The organism is Cupriavidus pauculus (genome assembly GCF_002858765.1).
Lineage (GTDB): Bacteria > Pseudomonadota > Gammaproteobacteria > Burkholderiales > Burkholderiaceae > Cupriavidus > Cupriavidus pauculus_B.
In genome coordinates, this window is record NZ_PJRP01000022.1 from 42188 (window position 1) to 58971 (window position 16784).

General features: G+C 58.6%; 13 protein-coding genes. 2 read left to right on the forward strand and 11 right to left on the reverse strand.

Going from position 1 to position 16784, the window contains the following annotated elements:
• Nucleotides 1-13: 13 nt before the first annotated feature.
• The 5 genes from CYJ10_RS30050 to CYJ10_RS30070 form a co-directional block, all read right to left on the reverse strand.
• Complete coding sequence (locus CYJ10_RS30050) at nucleotides 14-1690, reverse strand: TnsD family Tn7-like transposition protein (RefSeq protein WP_101685092.1); 1677 nt, start codon at nucleotides 1688-1690, stop codon at nucleotides 14-16.
• A 3-nt stretch (nucleotides 1691-1693) separates the two neighbouring features.
• The gene (locus tag CYJ10_RS30055) at nucleotides 1694-3181 is read right to left on the reverse strand and encodes an ATP-binding protein (protein WP_101685093.1); all 1488 of its coding nucleotides are present in this window, start codon (nucleotides 3179-3181) and stop codon (nucleotides 1694-1696) included.
• Nucleotides 3182-3186: 5 nt separating this feature from the next.
• Nucleotides 3187-5118 (reverse strand): DDE-type integrase/transposase/recombinase, encoded by a 1932-nt coding sequence (locus CYJ10_RS30060; RefSeq protein ID WP_180863112.1) that lies wholly within the window; start codon nucleotides 5116-5118, stop codon nucleotides 3187-3189.
• Nucleotides 5119-5402: 284 nt separating this feature from the next.
• On the reverse strand, nucleotides 5403-6407 hold the full coding sequence (locus tag CYJ10_RS30065) for a TnsA endonuclease N-terminal domain-containing protein (RefSeq protein WP_180863113.1): 1005 nt from the start codon (nucleotides 6405-6407) through the stop codon (nucleotides 5403-5405).
• Between the two features lie 162 nt (nucleotides 6408-6569).
• Entirely contained in the window at nucleotides 6570-7379 is an 810-nt protein-coding gene (locus CYJ10_RS30070; RefSeq protein WP_101685096.1) for a metallophosphoesterase, read from the reverse strand.
• A gap of 534 nt (nucleotides 7380-7913) precedes the next feature.
• Here CYJ10_RS30070 and CYJ10_RS30075 point away from each other — a divergent pair.
• Nucleotides 7914-8162 (forward strand): hypothetical protein, encoded by a 249-nt coding sequence (locus CYJ10_RS30075; protein ID WP_101685165.1) that lies wholly within the window; start codon nucleotides 7914-7916, stop codon nucleotides 8160-8162.
• 66 nt (nucleotides 8163-8228) lie between these two features.
• On the opposite strand, the gene CYJ10_RS30080 is transcribed toward CYJ10_RS30075, so the two are convergent.
• From CYJ10_RS30080 to CYJ10_RS30100, 5 genes are all read right to left on the reverse strand, one after another.
• Nucleotides 8229-8672 (reverse strand): BLUF domain-containing protein, encoded by a 444-nt coding sequence (locus CYJ10_RS30080; protein WP_101685097.1) that lies wholly within the window; start codon nucleotides 8670-8672, stop codon nucleotides 8229-8231.
• A 27-nt stretch (nucleotides 8673-8699) separates the two neighbouring features.
• Nucleotides 8700-9422 (reverse strand): GTP cyclohydrolase I, encoded by a 723-nt coding sequence (gene folE, locus CYJ10_RS30085; protein WP_101685098.1) that lies wholly within the window; start codon nucleotides 9420-9422, stop codon nucleotides 8700-8702.
• Nucleotides 9423-9500: 78 nt separating this feature from the next.
• The gene (locus CYJ10_RS30090; RefSeq protein ID WP_101685099.1) at nucleotides 9501-10760 is read right to left on the reverse strand and encodes an arsenic transporter; all 1260 of its coding nucleotides are present in this window, start codon (nucleotides 10758-10760) and stop codon (nucleotides 9501-9503) included.
• 54 nt (nucleotides 10761-10814) lie between these two features.
• On the reverse strand, nucleotides 10815-12869 hold the full coding sequence (locus tag CYJ10_RS30095; protein ID WP_101685100.1) for a penicillin-binding protein 1A: 2055 nt from the start codon (nucleotides 12867-12869) through the stop codon (nucleotides 10815-10817).
• Nucleotide 12870: 1 nt separating this feature from the next.
• Complete coding sequence (locus CYJ10_RS30100; RefSeq protein ID WP_101685101.1) at nucleotides 12871-13782, reverse strand: alpha/beta hydrolase; 912 nt, start codon at nucleotides 13780-13782, stop codon at nucleotides 12871-12873.
• Between the two features lie 168 nt (nucleotides 13783-13950).
• Between CYJ10_RS30100 and CYJ10_RS30105 the strand changes: the two genes are divergently transcribed.
• Nucleotides 13951-14184: a hypothetical protein gene (locus CYJ10_RS30105; protein ID WP_101685102.1), complete on the forward strand. Its 234-nt coding sequence runs from the start codon at nucleotides 13951-13953 to the stop codon at nucleotides 14182-14184.
• A gap of 61 nt (nucleotides 14185-14245) precedes the next feature.
• On the opposite strand, the gene bglX is transcribed toward CYJ10_RS30105, so the two are convergent.
• Nucleotides 14246-16573 carry a beta-glucosidase BglX gene (gene bglX, locus CYJ10_RS30110; RefSeq protein WP_101685103.1) on the reverse strand — a complete coding sequence of 776 codons (2328 nt, stop codon included), beginning with the start codon at nucleotides 16571-16573 and terminating at the stop codon, nucleotides 14246-14248.
• Nucleotides 16574-16784 lie beyond the last annotated feature (211 nt).

The following is a 16784-nucleotide window of genomic DNA, read 5'->3' on the forward strand; positions in this document are numbered from 1 at the left end:
GACTGAACGCGGCTCACCTTATCGAGAGTTTGAGTCTACCAAGCTTGAGCGATATGAATGTCTTTGGAAGGCTAGCCTTACCCAAGTACTTGATGTACTTATATTTCAATGACGCCTCTTCCGCGATTTCCGTGTAAGTCATTGGCCGCAATGATAGTGGGTGGGCGATTTGAAAGGCGACAACTGCATCAATTCGCTTGCTCCACCTTTCATCTAGTTCATTCAGCGGCAGATGCCTGTCATCGATGTTGGGCGATGATGCAATATTCCAATTGGCATGTTTGCGATTGTAGGTGGTTAACCAATGATTATCAGAAATCTCCAATGTCTTGTGCAGGATATAATAAGCGCTCTTTGCATCTGATAGAACGCCGCCGTACATGGCATAGGCTGCCTTCCATTGTTCTCGCAGCAGAACTCTTTTCCGTTCATCGAGTGCCGTGCAATATGGATAGTTTTCTCCGATCGTCTTGCGAATCGTCTGCGAATCCACCTCAAGAATCTCGGCGATTCTCGGTGCGGATTTTCCATCGGCATGGAGAGACAATACTTCTCTTCGCCACGATGGCGATGTAGATTCAATTTGATAATCTCCCGGCGATAGCTTGTCAGCTACATTGGTTTTTGAGAAGCTGAATGCAAATCCACACGAGCACTTCGCCGTGATCCGAAGGCCGGATGGCCAACAGTCCGCTGCTACGATTCTAGCAGTAGCAAGGCCATTATCCTTGTGGCATCTCTGATTTAGACACTTGAATGGTCCGAAGCCAACATCAACTAGGATCTTTCGTTTTTTCGCAACATCGTTTAGAAAGACCTCGATTGCAGCATGTTGCAACGGGTGTCCGTAGTCTCGATTGTTGATGCATTTGAATATCCAGCACGATCTATCACGCTCTAACTTTGGCAGCCCGAGAAGATCCAGAAGTGTGCCAGAGTAATAATCGTAAAACTCATCTATGATTGTTACCGGAAGCATTCGGGTGGACTTGCAGAGTCCGCCGTCCACTGCAAGAAGCATATAATAAATCGTGCGGTCGACATGGATGTCTAACTCACCGTTCAATGTCTTCGCTAGATGTTTGGAAATCTCCAGAGCGCGTGCAGCCTGTGTGGGTGTCAAACAAGAGGTATTGGATTCTGCAAGCGCAGCGTCATTGGCGTCTGCCCACTCATTGAGCCTATGGATGACGTATGGGGCATCCGTTTCGACGATGGATGTCTCATGATTAGGGCAAAAAAGTAACCCTGGTATCTGATGAGTTCGGTGCCAGTACGCTTCGCCGTTTTCCATATCTTCGCTCCGGCATACTGGGCACATTCTTAGATGAGGTGGACGCTTAACATGATTCACGGACGCTTTTGCGAAGCTTTTAATCCCTGTGCCAATCGGACCGCACGCCATCGTCATTAGGAGTTCAGCATCAAGGGGATGCAGGTGCCAAGAATAAAGAGGGAGTAACGTGAGTTGGTTAGCGATTCGAACTGGCGACATGCGCCATGTTGAGTACGTCATCTCGCTAATGTGGGTGAGACACCAGGGTAGATCCATTACCGGCCGTGTTCGACATCCTGTCAGAATTTCCAGGAATCGATTTCTATCGACAGGCCCTGCGTATGAAATGTATCGACGGACGGCTCCATAGAGCAGTTCGTCAGAGTATGGTCGCGGTAGAAGTACTGAAGCCATAGCTTAGCGGCCATCTGGGCCGGAGCTGTCCTTGGCTCGCTGTGCGATCGAGCGCCTGCGAGGAGGGCCCCCCTGAGCAAGGTACAGATTATGTGCCTTGTGGACCAGGGCAGATGCTCGAAGCGAAGGTGCTTGATTGTAGACTGCTTCCAGATGCGGCATGATTGACGCGGCGAGATCGGGAAAGCTGTCGGCAATGTACTGGCTCGCTTCCTGGTATTGCTCGTCTTCGGTATTTTCACCGATCTTCGCAGAATTGGCTGCATACTGTTTGACCTTTTCCTTTATCGAGAAAATAACGTCCCCTATGACATCGGAATAATTATTGGCTTGCCTCTTGTCGCGGGTGCGTATGGAATCAAGAATTTTTGTGACCATGTGCAGTTCACTGTAATAGACTTCAGTAACCAGCTCCGGCGTCAGACATTCCTTTCCGGATGTGATAGCTCGAATTTGGGAAAGCTGGAATAAGCAAATCGCGATGCCATATATTCCTTGAGAAAAGTTGTGGAAGAGAACTATAAACTCAAAGGTAAGCTCAACATATACCCTAGTCCACTGATATGGCCAGAGCGCGGTCATAAAATTATTCCAGTGGGCGTCTAGAGCCGGAAGATTCCACTCGATAGAGCCGTATTTTGCGGAGCGGCGTGCGGAATGAAGAGCTATTTGGAGGGGCTCCTCCCCTTGAGGGGTCGCTGCAATGAAAACTGGAGTTGGTGTTGTATTATTAAGATTAACAAAGTAATTGGTAATAGATCTTTGCGCGACTCCGCGTTGACTAAGGCAATTTTGGAATTCATCTATAACAAGAATGCCAACATTGTGTTTATCGATGACTTTATAAGCTTTGGCTTCGAGTTGCTCGATGGATGGCTTGGCAGAAAGTTCACTAATATATGGATGACCTACGCTATCGCCAATTTTCTGAATAACGTTGCGAAGCATGCCAGTTAGTCGTCCATCGGGTGAGCATTGGGTATATACGTAAGTTAATTGTAAACTGCCATCTCTGTGAACAACCCAAGGTCGGATTCGGTGAAGGATATTTTGTATTGTGAAAGTCTTTCCGAGTCCTGATATGCCAAATAAGCTGGCCATCGGCGCGCTAGTCGGTGCGATATACAGGTCTTTCGGAGCAGCGTATTCATAGAAATCCGGATTCTTTCGAAACCAGGCTATTCGGTCCTTGTTGTGATAATGTAATCCGAGTTTTACGCGCTCAATATATCCTTCTGTTATCATCCTGTGCATCGTGTCCACTACAGGATAATGTCTATCCAATTTTTGAAAAAACGTATCTAGTCGGCTTATTGCTACAAAACGATAAGAATCTAAAAGAAGTCGCTCGTCCGAACTGAATTCTGGGTAGATGGAGAAATTCGAATCAAAACTCTCCATGCCTAACAGGGGATCTAACAAACGAAGGAATGAATTGGAGCCATAATGAGTGCTCCAAAATTCCTTATAGTCGAATGATGAAGGTTTCATTGCAATTACTCCTGGCGCTTCCGGGAGTCAATCTCAGCCTGTATCTCTGCCGCTCGTTTGGCGCTGGTTTCTGAGGAAACTGATGTTGCCGGATTTGGTGTAGGTTGCCCTGTCTTGGTATGTTTAGCGTGAAACGGGTGCATTTTCGCCAAGTAGCGTTCAGCAGGGCGAACATCCCGAACGTGATGTGTAATCGGCTGCTTGAGTCCGGAAGCGGCGAGAACATCCTTTGTCTCTTTTTTGGCGTCGGATTTGATCTGACGCTGGGCGATCTGTGCGGCTATCCGCTGAGGTTGAGCACGAGCGGTTCCAGCGGCCTGATTCTCCAGCCTACGAAACTCGAGTTCGTTCTGCTCGGCCCAACTGAACTGTTGCAGTTCCTCGTTCACCAGCGTACAACGCTCGGGAGGACGAGCTTGCAACTGGATGGTGAGCTGACCAATGCGGTTCGGATTGATTCTCCCAGGGATGCGCCAAACACCTTTCTGACGCGCTCGTGCTGGCCAGTTCTCTGAAATACATGTGGGGCTGCTGTAAAGCGCATGCGCGCATTCGAGACCCTTTTCGGTGACAGCGACGCTGACTTCAGGGAAGACGCACGCCTCGACCTCAGCTTCTGTGCGAGAAGCCAAAACGCCGGAATAGTTCGCGATCCCCCAGTCCCACAGTAGTGCCGGAACCGCGGGGGTTCCATTGCCAATCATCTCTGCTGGGACGGGGTAGTCCCGAATGACGCGGCTACAGTTGTGGGTGATGACCGCGAGGATGGCGGAGCGAGTGAACTGGTCGATATCGAACGCCGCAGTGGTTTGGGGGTCAGGCTCCCGGTTTTGGGACCAGTTTGGCTCTACGTAGCCCGGGTATGAAGGGCCAAATGCTGAGCCGTAGATGCCAAACCGGCGCTCCACAATGGCCTTCAGGTCGGGGCGCCCGCCGGGCGTATTGTCAAGGCGAACGTTGAGGATATTAATGATGTCGTGAGCCAGACGAACGCTTAGCAACTCTCCCTTGTCCGCAAGGAGGCACGCGGGAAGGTGCCTGGAAGGCCATTGCCATGCTTCAATCTCAATGCCGTAACGTCGGCAGTACTGGACTTTGTCTTCCACGCAGTTCACGAGCGCGAGCATCGCTGCGTTCCAAGAGGGAGGCTCCAGTCCTATGTACATGCCAACAATCAATCGACTCCATGTGTCAATAACGAAGTACAGCGTTGGCCGACAGACCACAAAACGGCGGTCGAAGCGGCTTAGGATGTAGACCTTAGCCGTATGCGCGTCGATCTGAAATCTCTCGCCGGGACCTCGAGCAATATCGAATGAGCAGCCACTTAGCGAGCGTTTTGCGAGCAGCCATTCCTTTTCCGTGATGCGGCAATGCTTCCGAGAGCCGACCGGATATACAATACTTATTAGATATTGAAGTTGCCGAACTGTTGGGCGACAGTTTTTATCTATTTCTATATATTCTAGTCGTCCGTCGACAGCGATTATCTTGGTAGAATAAAATAGCTCAACGACGAAATCTACAGCATCCTGCAGGGTGACCTTTCTGGAGCTAAGCCAATAGTCAGCTCCGACAAGCAGGTGCTGTCGCAAGTCCTCGCTACTAACAGCGCCGAGATTTTCTTTTGTTGCGTATATTCTCCGGGCACCTAATGCTATTTCTGACACAGAGTTTTCATTTTTTCCTGGGCCGCCACAATTTCTGTAGTTTGTGCCAAGAGCGGTTTTGTTCATCCCGTATCGCCAGAATATTCTGAGAATTTTTTCGAGATGCTGGCGAGAGCAAAAATGTTTTTCGGCCAGAGAATCCAGAGCATTTGTGCGTGAATGACCATATAGTATGTCGATATATTCGGTCGACTCTACGACCTTTTTGATAAGGTCATTTCTTTGGCTGGTGATACGTTCATCGCCAGTTGATTCGGCAATCGCCAAGACCGATTCGAATTTAGCGGGTGGCGTATAAGGTAGTAATCTTGTGCAAGTTTCTGGATATCGTTTGAACGTCGATGCGAAAATATTGTCCACAACGTACTTTCCAGATTGTAGATCTTCAGCTAATGACGGGCATCCGAAGGGCCAGTATGAAAATTCATCAATACAAAATAAGACTGGACCAAGCGGAGGGGTTCCGCGGAATACGACTCGGAACCGATGATTGGTTTGAGTATTTCGGAGGACAAGATTCTCCGCGATTGGGATCGTTCCTGCTACTACACTCATATCCGACGAGTAATCAGAAAGCCGGGTGCCCGATAGCAACTACCTGTGCTGAGCTTATCGCTGGCGGCCGGGACCGCTAATGGCGATGCGCTTGAGGGGTGCGCCCACTGAAGTAGTTTGGTGGCACGGGTTGCCCACTTGCCTTGGGGCTTGAATTCAGCGCATAGATTGCACTCATAGCGCCGGCGTGAAAGGTCTGTTGCGAACTGCTTCGTGGCGAGAAGTACTCGAAGGATTGCGAGATAGGTCCCAGGGGTTGCGCCGGCTAGGTGATCACATTCTCGACAAACGCTTGTGGCTGTTTCTGAGGGGCGTCGCTGGAACTGAAGCAGCAGAAGGTCAATCTGTGCTTCGTTCGGCTTTAGCTGACGGTTGTAACCGTAAAGGCGCTCGAGATTGTCGCCGTAGTTAGTTCGGAGTTCGGTGTCAAGCCATAGCACCCATTCGAAGCCATGCAACTGAGAAACCTCTCTCTCCAAGCGAAGTTTTTCGACTGTGCGTTCGTTGCTAAGCGACTCTGTTGATTTTATAGCGTAAGCTCGCCTGAAAATAGTGCCATCGTTAAGATGAGTGGCCAGAATATCCGTAGTTATTACAATAGGAATTTTCGTTATCGGGTCTTCCGGATGCCGAATTTTGAGGCGAATGGCGACTCCAATTGTCTCCATTCGGTCGAGGAAGGGAAACTGCTCTTGTATCCCAATGCACTCATCGTCATACCACAGGTGGAGGTGCGCATACCATTCGTTGGTCGAGAGGTAGTGCAGGGTTCTTTTTCCGAATTTCTCTTCACCCGAGACTCGAGTAGATTTCCCGCGTGATGGAACATCGGAAACTGTGAACCATGGTATGTACGCTTCCCGTTCTTCCCGACCGCGTCCTTGCTTTATCCAGCGATCGATTTTTTCCTCATCGAATGAGTATTTTTTCTTGCGCTGCACAACATATACGGTAGGAATACCGAGTGTTGAGTCTATTTCAACTCTTTGTGCTGCTTTCATTTCATTTCGCTTGATCGAGAGGCTTCGCCTCTCGTTATAGCGATGATGGCAAAGAAGTCGAGCCCGGTACTTGACAAATGCCATATTTGATTCTATGCAGTAGAAAAATATCATCGCGTGCGATTTGCTGCACTGCAAATCGTATGATCTAAGCTGTACTGGCTATGTTCGTCGAACCGCTACATCGACGGTAAAGAGACTGTCGAAGCACGCATTTTCCCAACGAAGATTCCCGCTGGCTCTTTGAAGGGATATGGGGTCGGGAAGGCCGCGAGGATTCGCGAGGATTCGGGTGCCGCTCAAAACATAGTCGCAGCTACGCTGCACGTGCCCGTGTATCCATAATTCGCTGCGGCCCAACAGTCGAGTTAAGTCCGAAACGCAAGTGGGATTCAAGTCACTGTCCTCCAGGTACTTTTCCAAACTATTGGGATGAGGCGCGTGATGTGTCACCACGACGGTGGGGCCGCTGAATCGATGGTGTAAAACACGATCCAACCAAGCGAGGCTCTTCGTGTGTTCGCGCAATGCATCGCCGGTTTCGAAGGGCTTCAACCCGATTCGAATGTATTTGTAGTCGTACAACTCTGATGCGGCTATTCGACGCGCTTCTTTCCGGTCGCCATAGAGGGCGAAGTCGGTCCAAAGTGTCGTTCCTACAAACCTCACTCCCATGTACTCGTAGACGTCGCGGTCTAATGCAATCACGCTTGGATAGGTGCCAGTACGTGTGGCTTTGAACTTATCCCGCAGCAGAAGGAAGTCGTTCTCGAAATATTCGCGATTGCCAGGCACGTAGACAACCGGTTTGGGCCAGGTCGCAAAGTGTTCAATGCCCTTCATGCCGGCATGCACGTTTCCCGCAAGTACTAGCAGGTCCGCTTCGGGCGCCGGGGTTATGCCAAGCGAATGGCAGTCCAACTCCTCATTGAGGAACTCTAAGTCCAGGTCGGATGCAATCTGCAGCTTCACTTCACACTCCTTAGCGAATGCGCGCTAGGGGAGGGTGTGAACGCAATGCAATTTTTTTCCGGGCACCTAGCTCGCGGTAAGTGGCGCGGAATACCCACAGCGCATATGGCTGGCAAGGATGCGTTGCAACTGGGGGGCAGAAGTGCCAGCTGAGAATGGTGCTGGGCGTAAGAGCGCGGTGTGGTTCCGCAAGGTATGCCTGGCGAGGGGAGCAGGCGTGCGGGCAGCCGTCGCATCAATCAAGTGCTTCGGGCAGATGGAGAGTGAGGCAAGTTCAATATAGCGGAAGTAAGTCTTGTTGAGTCTGTGTGACCATCCGCTCCATTGCGTAGTCCGGAGCACAAATGTTCGTTTTGGTAACGACTTTTGTATAAGTAACGACTTTATTGTTCCCGGACAGCGGTACATCGAAGCAGTGTGACGTAGACGATTCAATACATTCGACCTGCGAGTGGTCTTTCGCACTGCGTCACGGGCGGCAAGGAAAAGTGGCATGCTATGGCCGCGCGCAAAATGCCCGCGTGGAGGTGTGCCATGACGATGCGTCAATTCGACGAGTTTCCCCCTCAGGAGCGGCAGGACGTTGAGGCCGTGTTCAGACAAGTCGGTCTCGCCGTGCAGGAGTTTGAGATTTCCGATGTCAACGGCACGGCGCGCCAGGTGACGGTGAGAAGGCAGGGCACGGGCGCCGAAAGCGTCTACGACGCCGGCCCGGGCACCTCATGGGTGGAAGAACTGGAGAGCGACCTGGAATGCGGGCTGTTCGGGCAATTGTCGGCCTGAGCGCTTCCGACTCCTCACGCGACCGTCGACTGCGGACAACCGTTACGCAGAACTCGTTCTCAGCCTTCAGCTTCGTCCGCGATCCGAACTGCGACCGACGATCGAGGCCCCGGCGATCAGTTCCTTGAGCAGTGCCAGCGATGCTGCGCCAGGCATGCGGTACGGGTCGAGTTCGCCCTGTGCCGAGTACTTGAGCAGTGTCGCGGCATTGATCTTGCCGGCGTTGACGCGCCCCATCGACCAGCCTGAAAACGCCCGCTCCGCGATTTCCTCGAAGTGCAGAAGCACCACATCGTGATGGCGCTTGTCCTGTCCGATATTGAGGTAAAGGCGCGACACCGTTTCACGGCTGCCCTCAAGCGCCTGCAGGAAGATGCTGTTGCTGTGGCACAGCACGCCGGTAATGCCGTGGCGGGGGTTTTGCGCCAGGCTGGTTTCGAGGATGGCATCCAGCACATCGGCGGCCAGTGGTTCCCGGGCGCGGCTGGCGTATAGCAGTCGAACTAGCATGGCGGCCTCCTGCGGTGGCGGAGCGGATCAGCGGCGATTCAGGTTCAGCAGCGTCAGGAATTCGCGACGCAGCTTGTCGTCCTTCAGGAATGACCCACGCATCACGCTATTGGTCATCTTGGCGTCGGTATCTCGCACGCCGCGCCAGTGCATGCAGAAATGCTCGGCTTCCATCACGATGGCAAGGCCGTCGGGATTCATCTTTTCCTGGAGCAGGTCCGCCACCTGGGCCACCGCCTCTTCCTGGATCTGGGGGCGGCACATGATCCACTCGGCCAGGCGGGCGTATTTGGACAGCCCGATCAGGTTGGAATGGCGGTTCGGCATGACCCCTACCCAAAGGCTGCCGATAATCGGGCACAGGTGATGTGAGCAGGCACTCCGCACGCGGATGGGGCCCACGATCATCAACTCGTTGAGCTGCTCGACGTTGGGAAATTCCGTCACTTCGGGCGCCTTGGCGTATCGTCCGGCAAAAATCTCCTTCAGATACATCTTGGCCACGCGGCGGGCCGTTTCGCGGGTGTTGTGATCCTGGTCGACGTCGATCACCAGCGTGCGCAGCACCTCTTCCATGCGTGCCTCGACCTCGGCCTGCAAGGCATCGAGTTCGCCGTGCTCGATGAAGCGGGCGATGTTGTCGTTAGCATGAAACCGCTCACCGGCCTCGGCGATCCGGGCACGAATGCGGTTGGAAACCGGCGTGTGGGCAGGGTGCGTGGTCCCCTCGGGGTGATCCTTGTGTGACATGTGCGGCCGCTGGTGATCGGCGGGAAAAAGGGCGCGGTGCGCGGTGCTTCACTATAAGCGAAAACGGGCCGCGCGGATTCAGCGCAAGATGGCAAGGGCCGGAAGGAGTGCCAGCGGCATCACGATGGCGCCCGTTTTAAGGAATGTGACGGCGCTGACAACATGCCCTTCGCGGCGCAGCGCCGTCAGCCACAACAACGTGGCCAGCGAGCCGGTGACCGACAGGTTGGGCCCCAGGTCCACGCCGATCAGCACCGCGGCCGTAACGGTGTCAGACGCGTGCCCGGCTGCCAGTGCCGACGCGGCGAATAGCCCGGCTGGCAGATTGTTGACGATATTGCTGACCACGCCGACCAGGGCGCCGGCCATCCCCGCGCCGACTACCGCTTCCGCGCCGTGACGCAGCGACAATTCGTGCACCCAGCGGGCCAGTTGCACGGTGAGACCGGTCCGCGACAGGCCTGCCACCAATACGAAGAGTCCGGCCACCATTGGCAGCACGCCCCACGATACCTCGGTCAGCGCTGGCCGCAGCAGCCGGGGCTGCGTGGCACAGACGGCCAGCAGCGTGGCGGCGCCGCCGATAAAGGTGGGCCAGCCCAGGTCCATGCCGCGCAGTGACGCCGTCAGCAGCGCCGCGCCGGTTAGGACGATGCCCACCGTGGTCAGCCATGCCTGCAGCGTTAGCGGCGGCGTTTCCACGTCGTCCGCGATGCGTTCGGCCAGGGATTCGCGCTGGGTCCAGTACAGGGCCACGAACGTCATGACGATGGCTACGACCGAGGGCAGCGTGAATCGCGCCAGCCAGCCCATCAGCGGTGGCATGCGTTCGCCGAACAGCACGAGGTTGGCCGGGTTCGAGATCGGCAGCAGGAAGCTGGCGGCGTTGGCGATGAACGCGCAGGCGTAGAGGTAGGGCAGGGGATGCCGTACGCGTGCGGCGCGCGTGGCGGCCAGCACGGCGGGGGTCAGCACCACGGCTGTGGCGTCATTGGACATGAAGGCCGTCACGGCGATACCGAAGCCATAAACCAGCACGAACAGGCGCCGCGCCGACCCGCGGGCGCTGCGCACGGCCAGGGCGGCCACATGATCGAACAGCCCGGTCTTGCGCGCCAGTTCGGAGATCAGCATCATCCCCGCCAGAAACAGGTAGACGTCGTTGCCACGCGCCACCGCTTCAAGGGCGTCGCGCCAGGGCAGCAGGCCGGCCACGCAAAGCAGCAGCGCGCCGGACATGGCCCAGAACGGCTCCGGCAGCCGGAACGGGCGGAACAGCACGCCCAGGGTGGCCAGCGTGGCAACGACCCAGATCAGCGGCGTGGCGTAGACGGGCATGGTGGCGTCAAAAGGGTGGCGTCAGATCAGAGGGTGGGCGTCAAAGATGCGGCATCAAAGGGCGGCGCCGCCGGCGCGCTGGGCGTTGGTGGATGCAGGCACGTCCAGCGCGGCGGGCGTCGGGGCCGGGGCGACCGGCACGCTGCCATCGGCCGGCAGGTCTGGCACGGCCGGTGGCGGCGGGAATCCCAGCGACGCCATGCCGTGGGTGCCGTCCGCGTTCTCGGCGTAGGCCCAATCGTTGTTGAACTGGGCCAGTTGCGGCGGTGGCGCGAAGCCGGCGTCGGGCACGCCGGCCAGGCGCCCTTCCATATAGGCAGCCCAGATGGGCAGTGCCGTGGTCGCGCCGAACTCGTGCCGGCCAAGGGTGCGGTTGTCGTCAAAGCCCATCCACGCCACGGTGACCACCTGTCCCCCGTAGCCCGCGAACCAGCCGTCCACCGAATCGTTCGTGGTGCCGGTCTTGCCGGCCACATCGTCGCGGTGCAGATAGCGCTTCACGCCGGCGCCTGTGCCTTCGTCTACCACGCTCTGCAGCAGGCTGTTCATGACGAAGGCGTTGCGCTCGGAAATCACGCGCGGCGGCTCGGTGGTATCGGCGGCAAACAGCACGTTGCCGTCGCCGTCGGTAATCTTCTCGATCAAGTACGGCTCGATGCGGTGGCCCTGATTGGCGAACACGCCATAAGCCGCCGCCAGCCGTAGCGGCGACGTGGTGCCCGTACCCAGTGCCATCGGCAGGTACGGCGGCAGGCGCTTGGTGGCAAAACCGAACTTGCCCGCGAAGTCGATCGCATACGGAATGCCGATGGTCTGCAGCGTGCGGATCGCCGGCAGGTTGCGTGATTCGGCCAGCGCCTGGCGCACCGTGATCGGGCCGACAAAGCGGCCGTCGTCGTTCGACGGCTGCCAGCGCGGTGAATTGTCGAGCGGCGCGTCGTTGATCAGCGTGCCTGGCGAGATGCCGCGCTCCAGCGCCGCCGAATAGATGAACGGCTTGAACGTCGAGCCTGGCTGACGCTGTGCCTGCGTGGCGTGGTTGTACCGGTTCGTGTTGAAGTCGCTGCCGCCCACCATGGCCTCGATGGCGCCGGTGCGGGCGTCCAGCGAGATCAGCGCCGCCTGGGGCAGCGCCGTGGCGGACTTTGCCGCGCCATGCCGTTTGCCGTAGCGCTCGATGCCGGCCTGCACGGCGTCATACGCCTGCGTCTGGTGCATCGACGATACCGTGGTGTAGACATTGATGCCGCGGGTGTAGGCTTCGTCGCCGAAACGGTCGTGCGCCAGCTGGCGCGCCAGTTCGGCCACGTATTCGGCGTGTCCGTCGAAGCGGCCATTGGCATCGTGGCTGACCACGATCTGCGCGTTGCGCGCATCGCGATACTGGTCCTGCGTGATCATGCCCAGCGCCAGCATGCGGCCGAGCACGTATTCCTGGCGGCGCTTGGCCCGCGGCAGGTTGACCACCGGATTCATCGTCGAGGGTGCCTTCGGCAGGCCCGCCAGCATGGCGGTTTCAGCCAGCGACAACCGCGCCAGCGGCTTGCCGAAATAGGTCTGCGCCGCGCTGCCGAACCCATAGGCGTGCTCGCCCAGGTACACCTGGTTCATGTAGAGCTCGAGGATGCGCTCCTTGGGCAGCGATCGGTCGATCTCGAAGGCCAGCAGGATCTCGTACCATTTGCGCGACAGCGTCTTCTCGCGCGACAGGTAGAAATTGCGCGCCACCTGCATCGTGATGGTGGACGCGCCCTGGGCGTAGCCTTCGCCGATGTTCGCCAGCGCGGCGCGGACTAGGCCTGGCACGTCCACACCCACATGGCTGTAGAACTGGTCGTCCTCGGCCGCCAGCAGCGCGTCGGACATCAGCTTCGGCATGCGGTCGATGGGGACGAACTCGCGATGCTCGGTGCCGAATTCACCGATCTGCACGTCATCACGGGTGAAGACACGCAGCGGCACCTGGGGGCGATAGTCGCGCAGCGCGTCGACGGACGGCAGCTGCCGCAAGCTGATCACCGCGGCAAAACCGGCCAGCAGCACACCGGCCGCCGCCAGCCCTGCGGTCACGGCCGCAGCCTTGACTACGATTTTTTTCATGGCGCGCATTCTACCGCGCTGCGGAAAGCGGCAACGGCACACCGGTTTCGGTCACGTCGGGAGGCGGCGCCTTCGGCGCATGCCGGGGCCCTTCGTGCGCCGGGGGCGGCTGATGCGGCACCTGCTGGGCGAATTCGCACAGGGCAAGCCAGGTCTCGGGAAATTCGACGATGGTGTAGTGATCCGCCCCGGCAATGGTCTGCACGGCCACCGGGCCGGGCCACGCGGCCATCAGCCGCTCGGAGCACGCGTGCGGCACCACGTCGTCGCGCTCGGCAAGCAGCACCTTGGTGCTCTGCACCACTTTCTTGCAGTGGGAGATCGAATCGAAGTGATGGCGCATCAGCTGGCGCAGCGGCACCAGCGGAAAGCGCTTGCGCACGATCTCGAGCAGCGAATCGTACGGGGTGATCAGCTGCAGGCTCTCGAAATCTTGCAGGTCGGCCAGCTGGATCGCCACGCCGGTACCGAGCGAGCGACCCACCACATGCACGCGCACGCCCGGAAAGGCGCGACGGATATGCAGCAGGAACTGGCTCGCGTCGGCCACGGCGGCGGCCTCGGACGGCATGCCGTCGGAGTGGCCCAGCCCACGGTAGTCGAAGGTGGCGAAGCCCATGCCGCCGGGCAGCCATTTCATGAACTGCAGCGTTTCCAGGACGTCTTCGCCGCGTCCCGGCAGGTAGAACAGCAGGTCGCGCACGCCTTCGTGGTCGGCATGGTAGGTGTAGCCGCGGAACAGGCCGCCGGGCACCGGGTGCGAATAGGCGTCGATGCCGTCGGGCAGGTCGCGCGGCGGGCGCCGGCGCGCATCGAACAGCAGGCGCTCTTGGTTGACGGTGAGATAGGTCCAATAGCAGGCAAAGCTGCCGGCCGTCACGAGAGTGGCGGTCAGCGTCCTGCGCAATAACGACGATGACATGGGGGCGTTGAACAGTGACGACGGGCGGTGACAGACGGGGTCACGGACAGTAATGTCCCGTCCAGCCTACCCGAATTTCTGGCAATGCGGCGTTGGACCCGGCAGGGTGCCCGCAAGTTCTTGTACGATATGCCGCATATCGACATTACGGCCACAGGGGGCTGTTGCATGAGTGACGAACAGAAGCGCGCCGAGGAGGCGCAGGCAATGGAGCGCGTGGTCAATGCCACGCGCCAGGTGCAGGTGGCCTTCACCGCGCTGCAAAGCCAATACCCACCGGAAGGCGGCGGCAAGCCGTCGAAGATCGCCTTGCAGACGTTTGACGCCGCGCTGCAGGCGCTGGAAGACGCCCAGGCGACGTTCGACGAAGTGCTCAACGACCTGCTGGACGGCAATCGCTGAACCTTCCCGTCGATGAAGTTTGACGCCCCGGCCCGGCGTGGCGCCGGGGCGTGGATATCGATCATTCGAGCGTGAACCTCGCTTCCTTGACGGCAGCCGAGTCAAAACCCACCTGCACGTTGAATTCGCCCGGTTCGGCCACGTATTCGAGGCTGGTGTTGTAGAACCGGAGCTTGTCCTCGCCGATCGGAAAGTCGATCACGCGCGATTCGCCCGGTGCCAGCATCACTTTGCGGAAGTCCTTGAGCTCCTTGACTGGCCGCACGGTGGATGCCATCACGTCCTGCAGATACAGCTGCAGCACCGTTTCGCCGGCACGGTCGCCGGTGTTCTTCACGGTCACGCTGGCCGTGAGCTGACCGTCGCGGGCCAGTTTCGCGCCGGACAGCCGCACATCGGACATGCTGAACGTGGTGTAGCTCAGGCCGTAGCCGAACGGGTACAGCGGGCCGTATTCCTCCTCGAAGTACTGCGAGGTGTAGTTCGGCGCCTTGCCCGGCGTGAACGGCCGGCCAATGCGCAGCGCGTTGTAGTACGTGGGAATCTGGCCCAGCGAGCGCGGGAACGTGACCGGCAGCTTGCCCGACGGATTGGCATCGCCGAACAGCAGGTCGGCGATGGCATGGCCGCCCTCGGTGCCGGGATACCAGGCCTCCAGAATGGCGTCGGCGTTCTCTTTTTCCCAGTTGATCGTCAGCGGGCGGCCGTTCATCAGTACCAGAACCAGTGGCTTTCCGGTGCGCTTGAGCGCCTTGAGCAGGGCCAGCTGGCTGCCGGGCAAGCCCAGGCTGGACCGGCTCGACGCCTCGTGCGACATGCCGCGCGTCTCGCCCACCGCCACCACGATCGTTTCCGCGCCACGCGCCACGCGCACGGCTTCGTCGATCATGTCGCCGTCGGCGCGCTTGTCCTGCACCACCTCGGGGTCGTCCCAGTTCAGGAAGTTCAGGTAGCCCACCACGCGCGGGTCGTCGGTGATATTGGCGCCGCGCGCGTAGGTCACCTGGCCCTTGCCGGCCAGCGCATCGCGCATGCCCTGCAGCAGCGTGACCGACTGCTTCGGTACGCCTGCGGCCGACCAGCTGCCCATCATGTCGATCTGCGCATCGGCCAGCGGGCCGATCACGGCCACCGTGCCGCCTTTCTTCAGCGGCAGCGTGCGATGGCGGTTTTCCAGCAGCACCATCGACTTGCGCGCCGCGTCGCGCGCTTCGGCGCGGTGCAGGCGGCTTTCGGCATTGACGTCGGGCGGATCGTCGGCGGCGCGGCCGATGCGGCGGAACGGGTCCTGGAACAGGCCCATGTCATACTTGGCGTTCAGCACTTCGCGTACCGCTTCATCGATCAGCGACATCGGCACCGCGCCGGACTTGACCAGCGTGGGCAACTGTTCGAGGTAGCGCGTATCGGCCATGCTCATGTCCACGCCGGCCTCGATGGCCAGCCTGGCGGCGTCGCGGCCCGTGCTGGCCACGCCATGGCGCAGCAATTCGTCGATGGCGCCGTGGTCGCTCACGGTCACGCCCTTGAAGCCCCATTCCTTGCGCAGCAGGTCGCGCAGCAGCCATTTGTTGGACGTGGCCGGCTGGCCGTTGACCGAGTTCAGCGCGATCATCACGCCGCCGGCGCCCGCTTCCAGGCCGGCGCGGTAGGGCGGCAGGTAGTCGTTGTACATGCGCTGCGGGCTCATGTCGACGGTGTTGTAGTCGCGACCGCCTTCCACGGCGCCGTACAGCGCGAAATGCTTGACGAACGCCATCACGCTGTCCGGGTTGGCCGGCGACGTACCCTGAAAGCCTTTCACGCTGGCGCGAGCGCATTGGGAAACCAGGAACGGGTCTTCGCCGAAGCCTTCCGACGTGCGGCCCCAGCGCGGGTCGCGCGAGATGTCGACCATCGGCGCGAACGTGGCGTCCAGGCTGTCGGATGCGGCCTCCTGGCCGGAAATCCGTGCGGCCTTTTCCACCACGCCCATGTCCCAGCTCGACGCCAGGCCCAGGCTGATCGGGAACACGGTGCGGTGGCCATGTACCACGTCATAGGCAAAGAAGATCGGAATCTTCATGCGACTGCGCATGGCAGCTTCCTGCAGCGGGCGATTATCCTTGCGCGTGACGGAGTTGAACGTGCCGCCAACGCGTCCGGCCGTGATTTCCTCCATCAGCTTCGGCGCGGGCATCTCGGGCCCGATGCTGATCAGGCGCAGCTGGCCGATCTTCTCGTCCAGCGTCATCCGGCCGATCAGGCTGTCGATGAACGCCTGCCTGTCGGCGGCAGTGGCCGGGTTGGCCGACGCCGGGGCGGCAGTGTCGGCGGGTGCGGCAGGGGCGGCGCCGGCAAACATGGGCGCGCAGGCAAGGCTGGCGGCAAGCGCCAGCGTGGAAAGCATTCGCATTGTTCGTTGTCTCTGATGGGCGGACTGGCGGACGCACTGCCGGGATCATCGGGCCCCATGATGCGGCAAGGGCGCATGCCCGGCTGTCGCCACGTGTCTGACAGGCACGTCAGGCGAAATCGGTTATTTTTCTGAACTGCGCCGCAAGTTTACAGCCTTACTGTGCCTAAAATGGCTAGTTTGTGGCCCCTGTGTGGCTTTTTCC

What these genes read in the sequence shown, in the direction of transcription:
- CYJ10_RS30080 (WP_101685097.1), bottom strand. Translation starts at nt 8,672, where the DNA reads ATGCTAGTTCGACTGCTATACGCCAGCCGCGCCCGGGAACCACTGGCC.
- CYJ10_RS30095 (WP_101685100.1), bottom strand. Translation starts at nt 12,869, where the DNA reads ATGCGCGCCATGAAAAAAATCGTAGTCAAGGCTGCGGCCGTGACCGCA.
- CYJ10_RS30090 (WP_101685099.1), bottom strand. Translation starts at nt 10,760, where the DNA reads ATGCCCGTCTACGCCACGCCGCTGATCTGGGTCGTTGCCACGCTGGCC.
- bglX (WP_101685103.1), bottom strand. Translation starts at nt 16,573, where the DNA reads ATGCTTTCCACGCTGGCGCTTGCCGCCAGCCTTGCCTGCGCGCCCATG.
- folE (WP_101685098.1), bottom strand. Translation starts at nt 9,422, where the DNA reads ATGTCACACAAGGATCACCCCGAGGGGACCACGCACCCTGCCCACACG.
- CYJ10_RS30065 (WP_180863113.1), bottom strand. Translation starts at nt 6,407, where the DNA reads ATGAAAGCAGCACAAAGAGTTGAAATAGACTCAACACTCGGTATTCCT.
- CYJ10_RS30055 (WP_101685093.1), bottom strand. Translation starts at nt 3,181, where the DNA reads ATGAAACCTTCATCATTCGACTATAAGGAATTTTGGAGCACTCATTAT.
- CYJ10_RS30105 (WP_101685102.1), top strand. Translation starts at nt 13,951, where the DNA reads ATGAGTGACGAACAGAAGCGCGCCGAGGAGGCGCAGGCAATGGAGCGC.
- CYJ10_RS30050 (WP_101685092.1), bottom strand. Translation starts at nt 1,690, where the DNA reads ATGGCTTCAGTACTTCTACCGCGACCATACTCTGACGAACTGCTCTAT.
- CYJ10_RS30100 (WP_101685101.1), bottom strand. Translation starts at nt 13,782, where the DNA reads ATGTCATCGTCGTTATTGCGCAGGACGCTGACCGCCACTCTCGTGACG.
- CYJ10_RS30075 (WP_101685165.1), top strand. Translation starts at nt 7,914, where the DNA reads ATGACGATGCGTCAATTCGACGAGTTTCCCCCTCAGGAGCGGCAGGAC.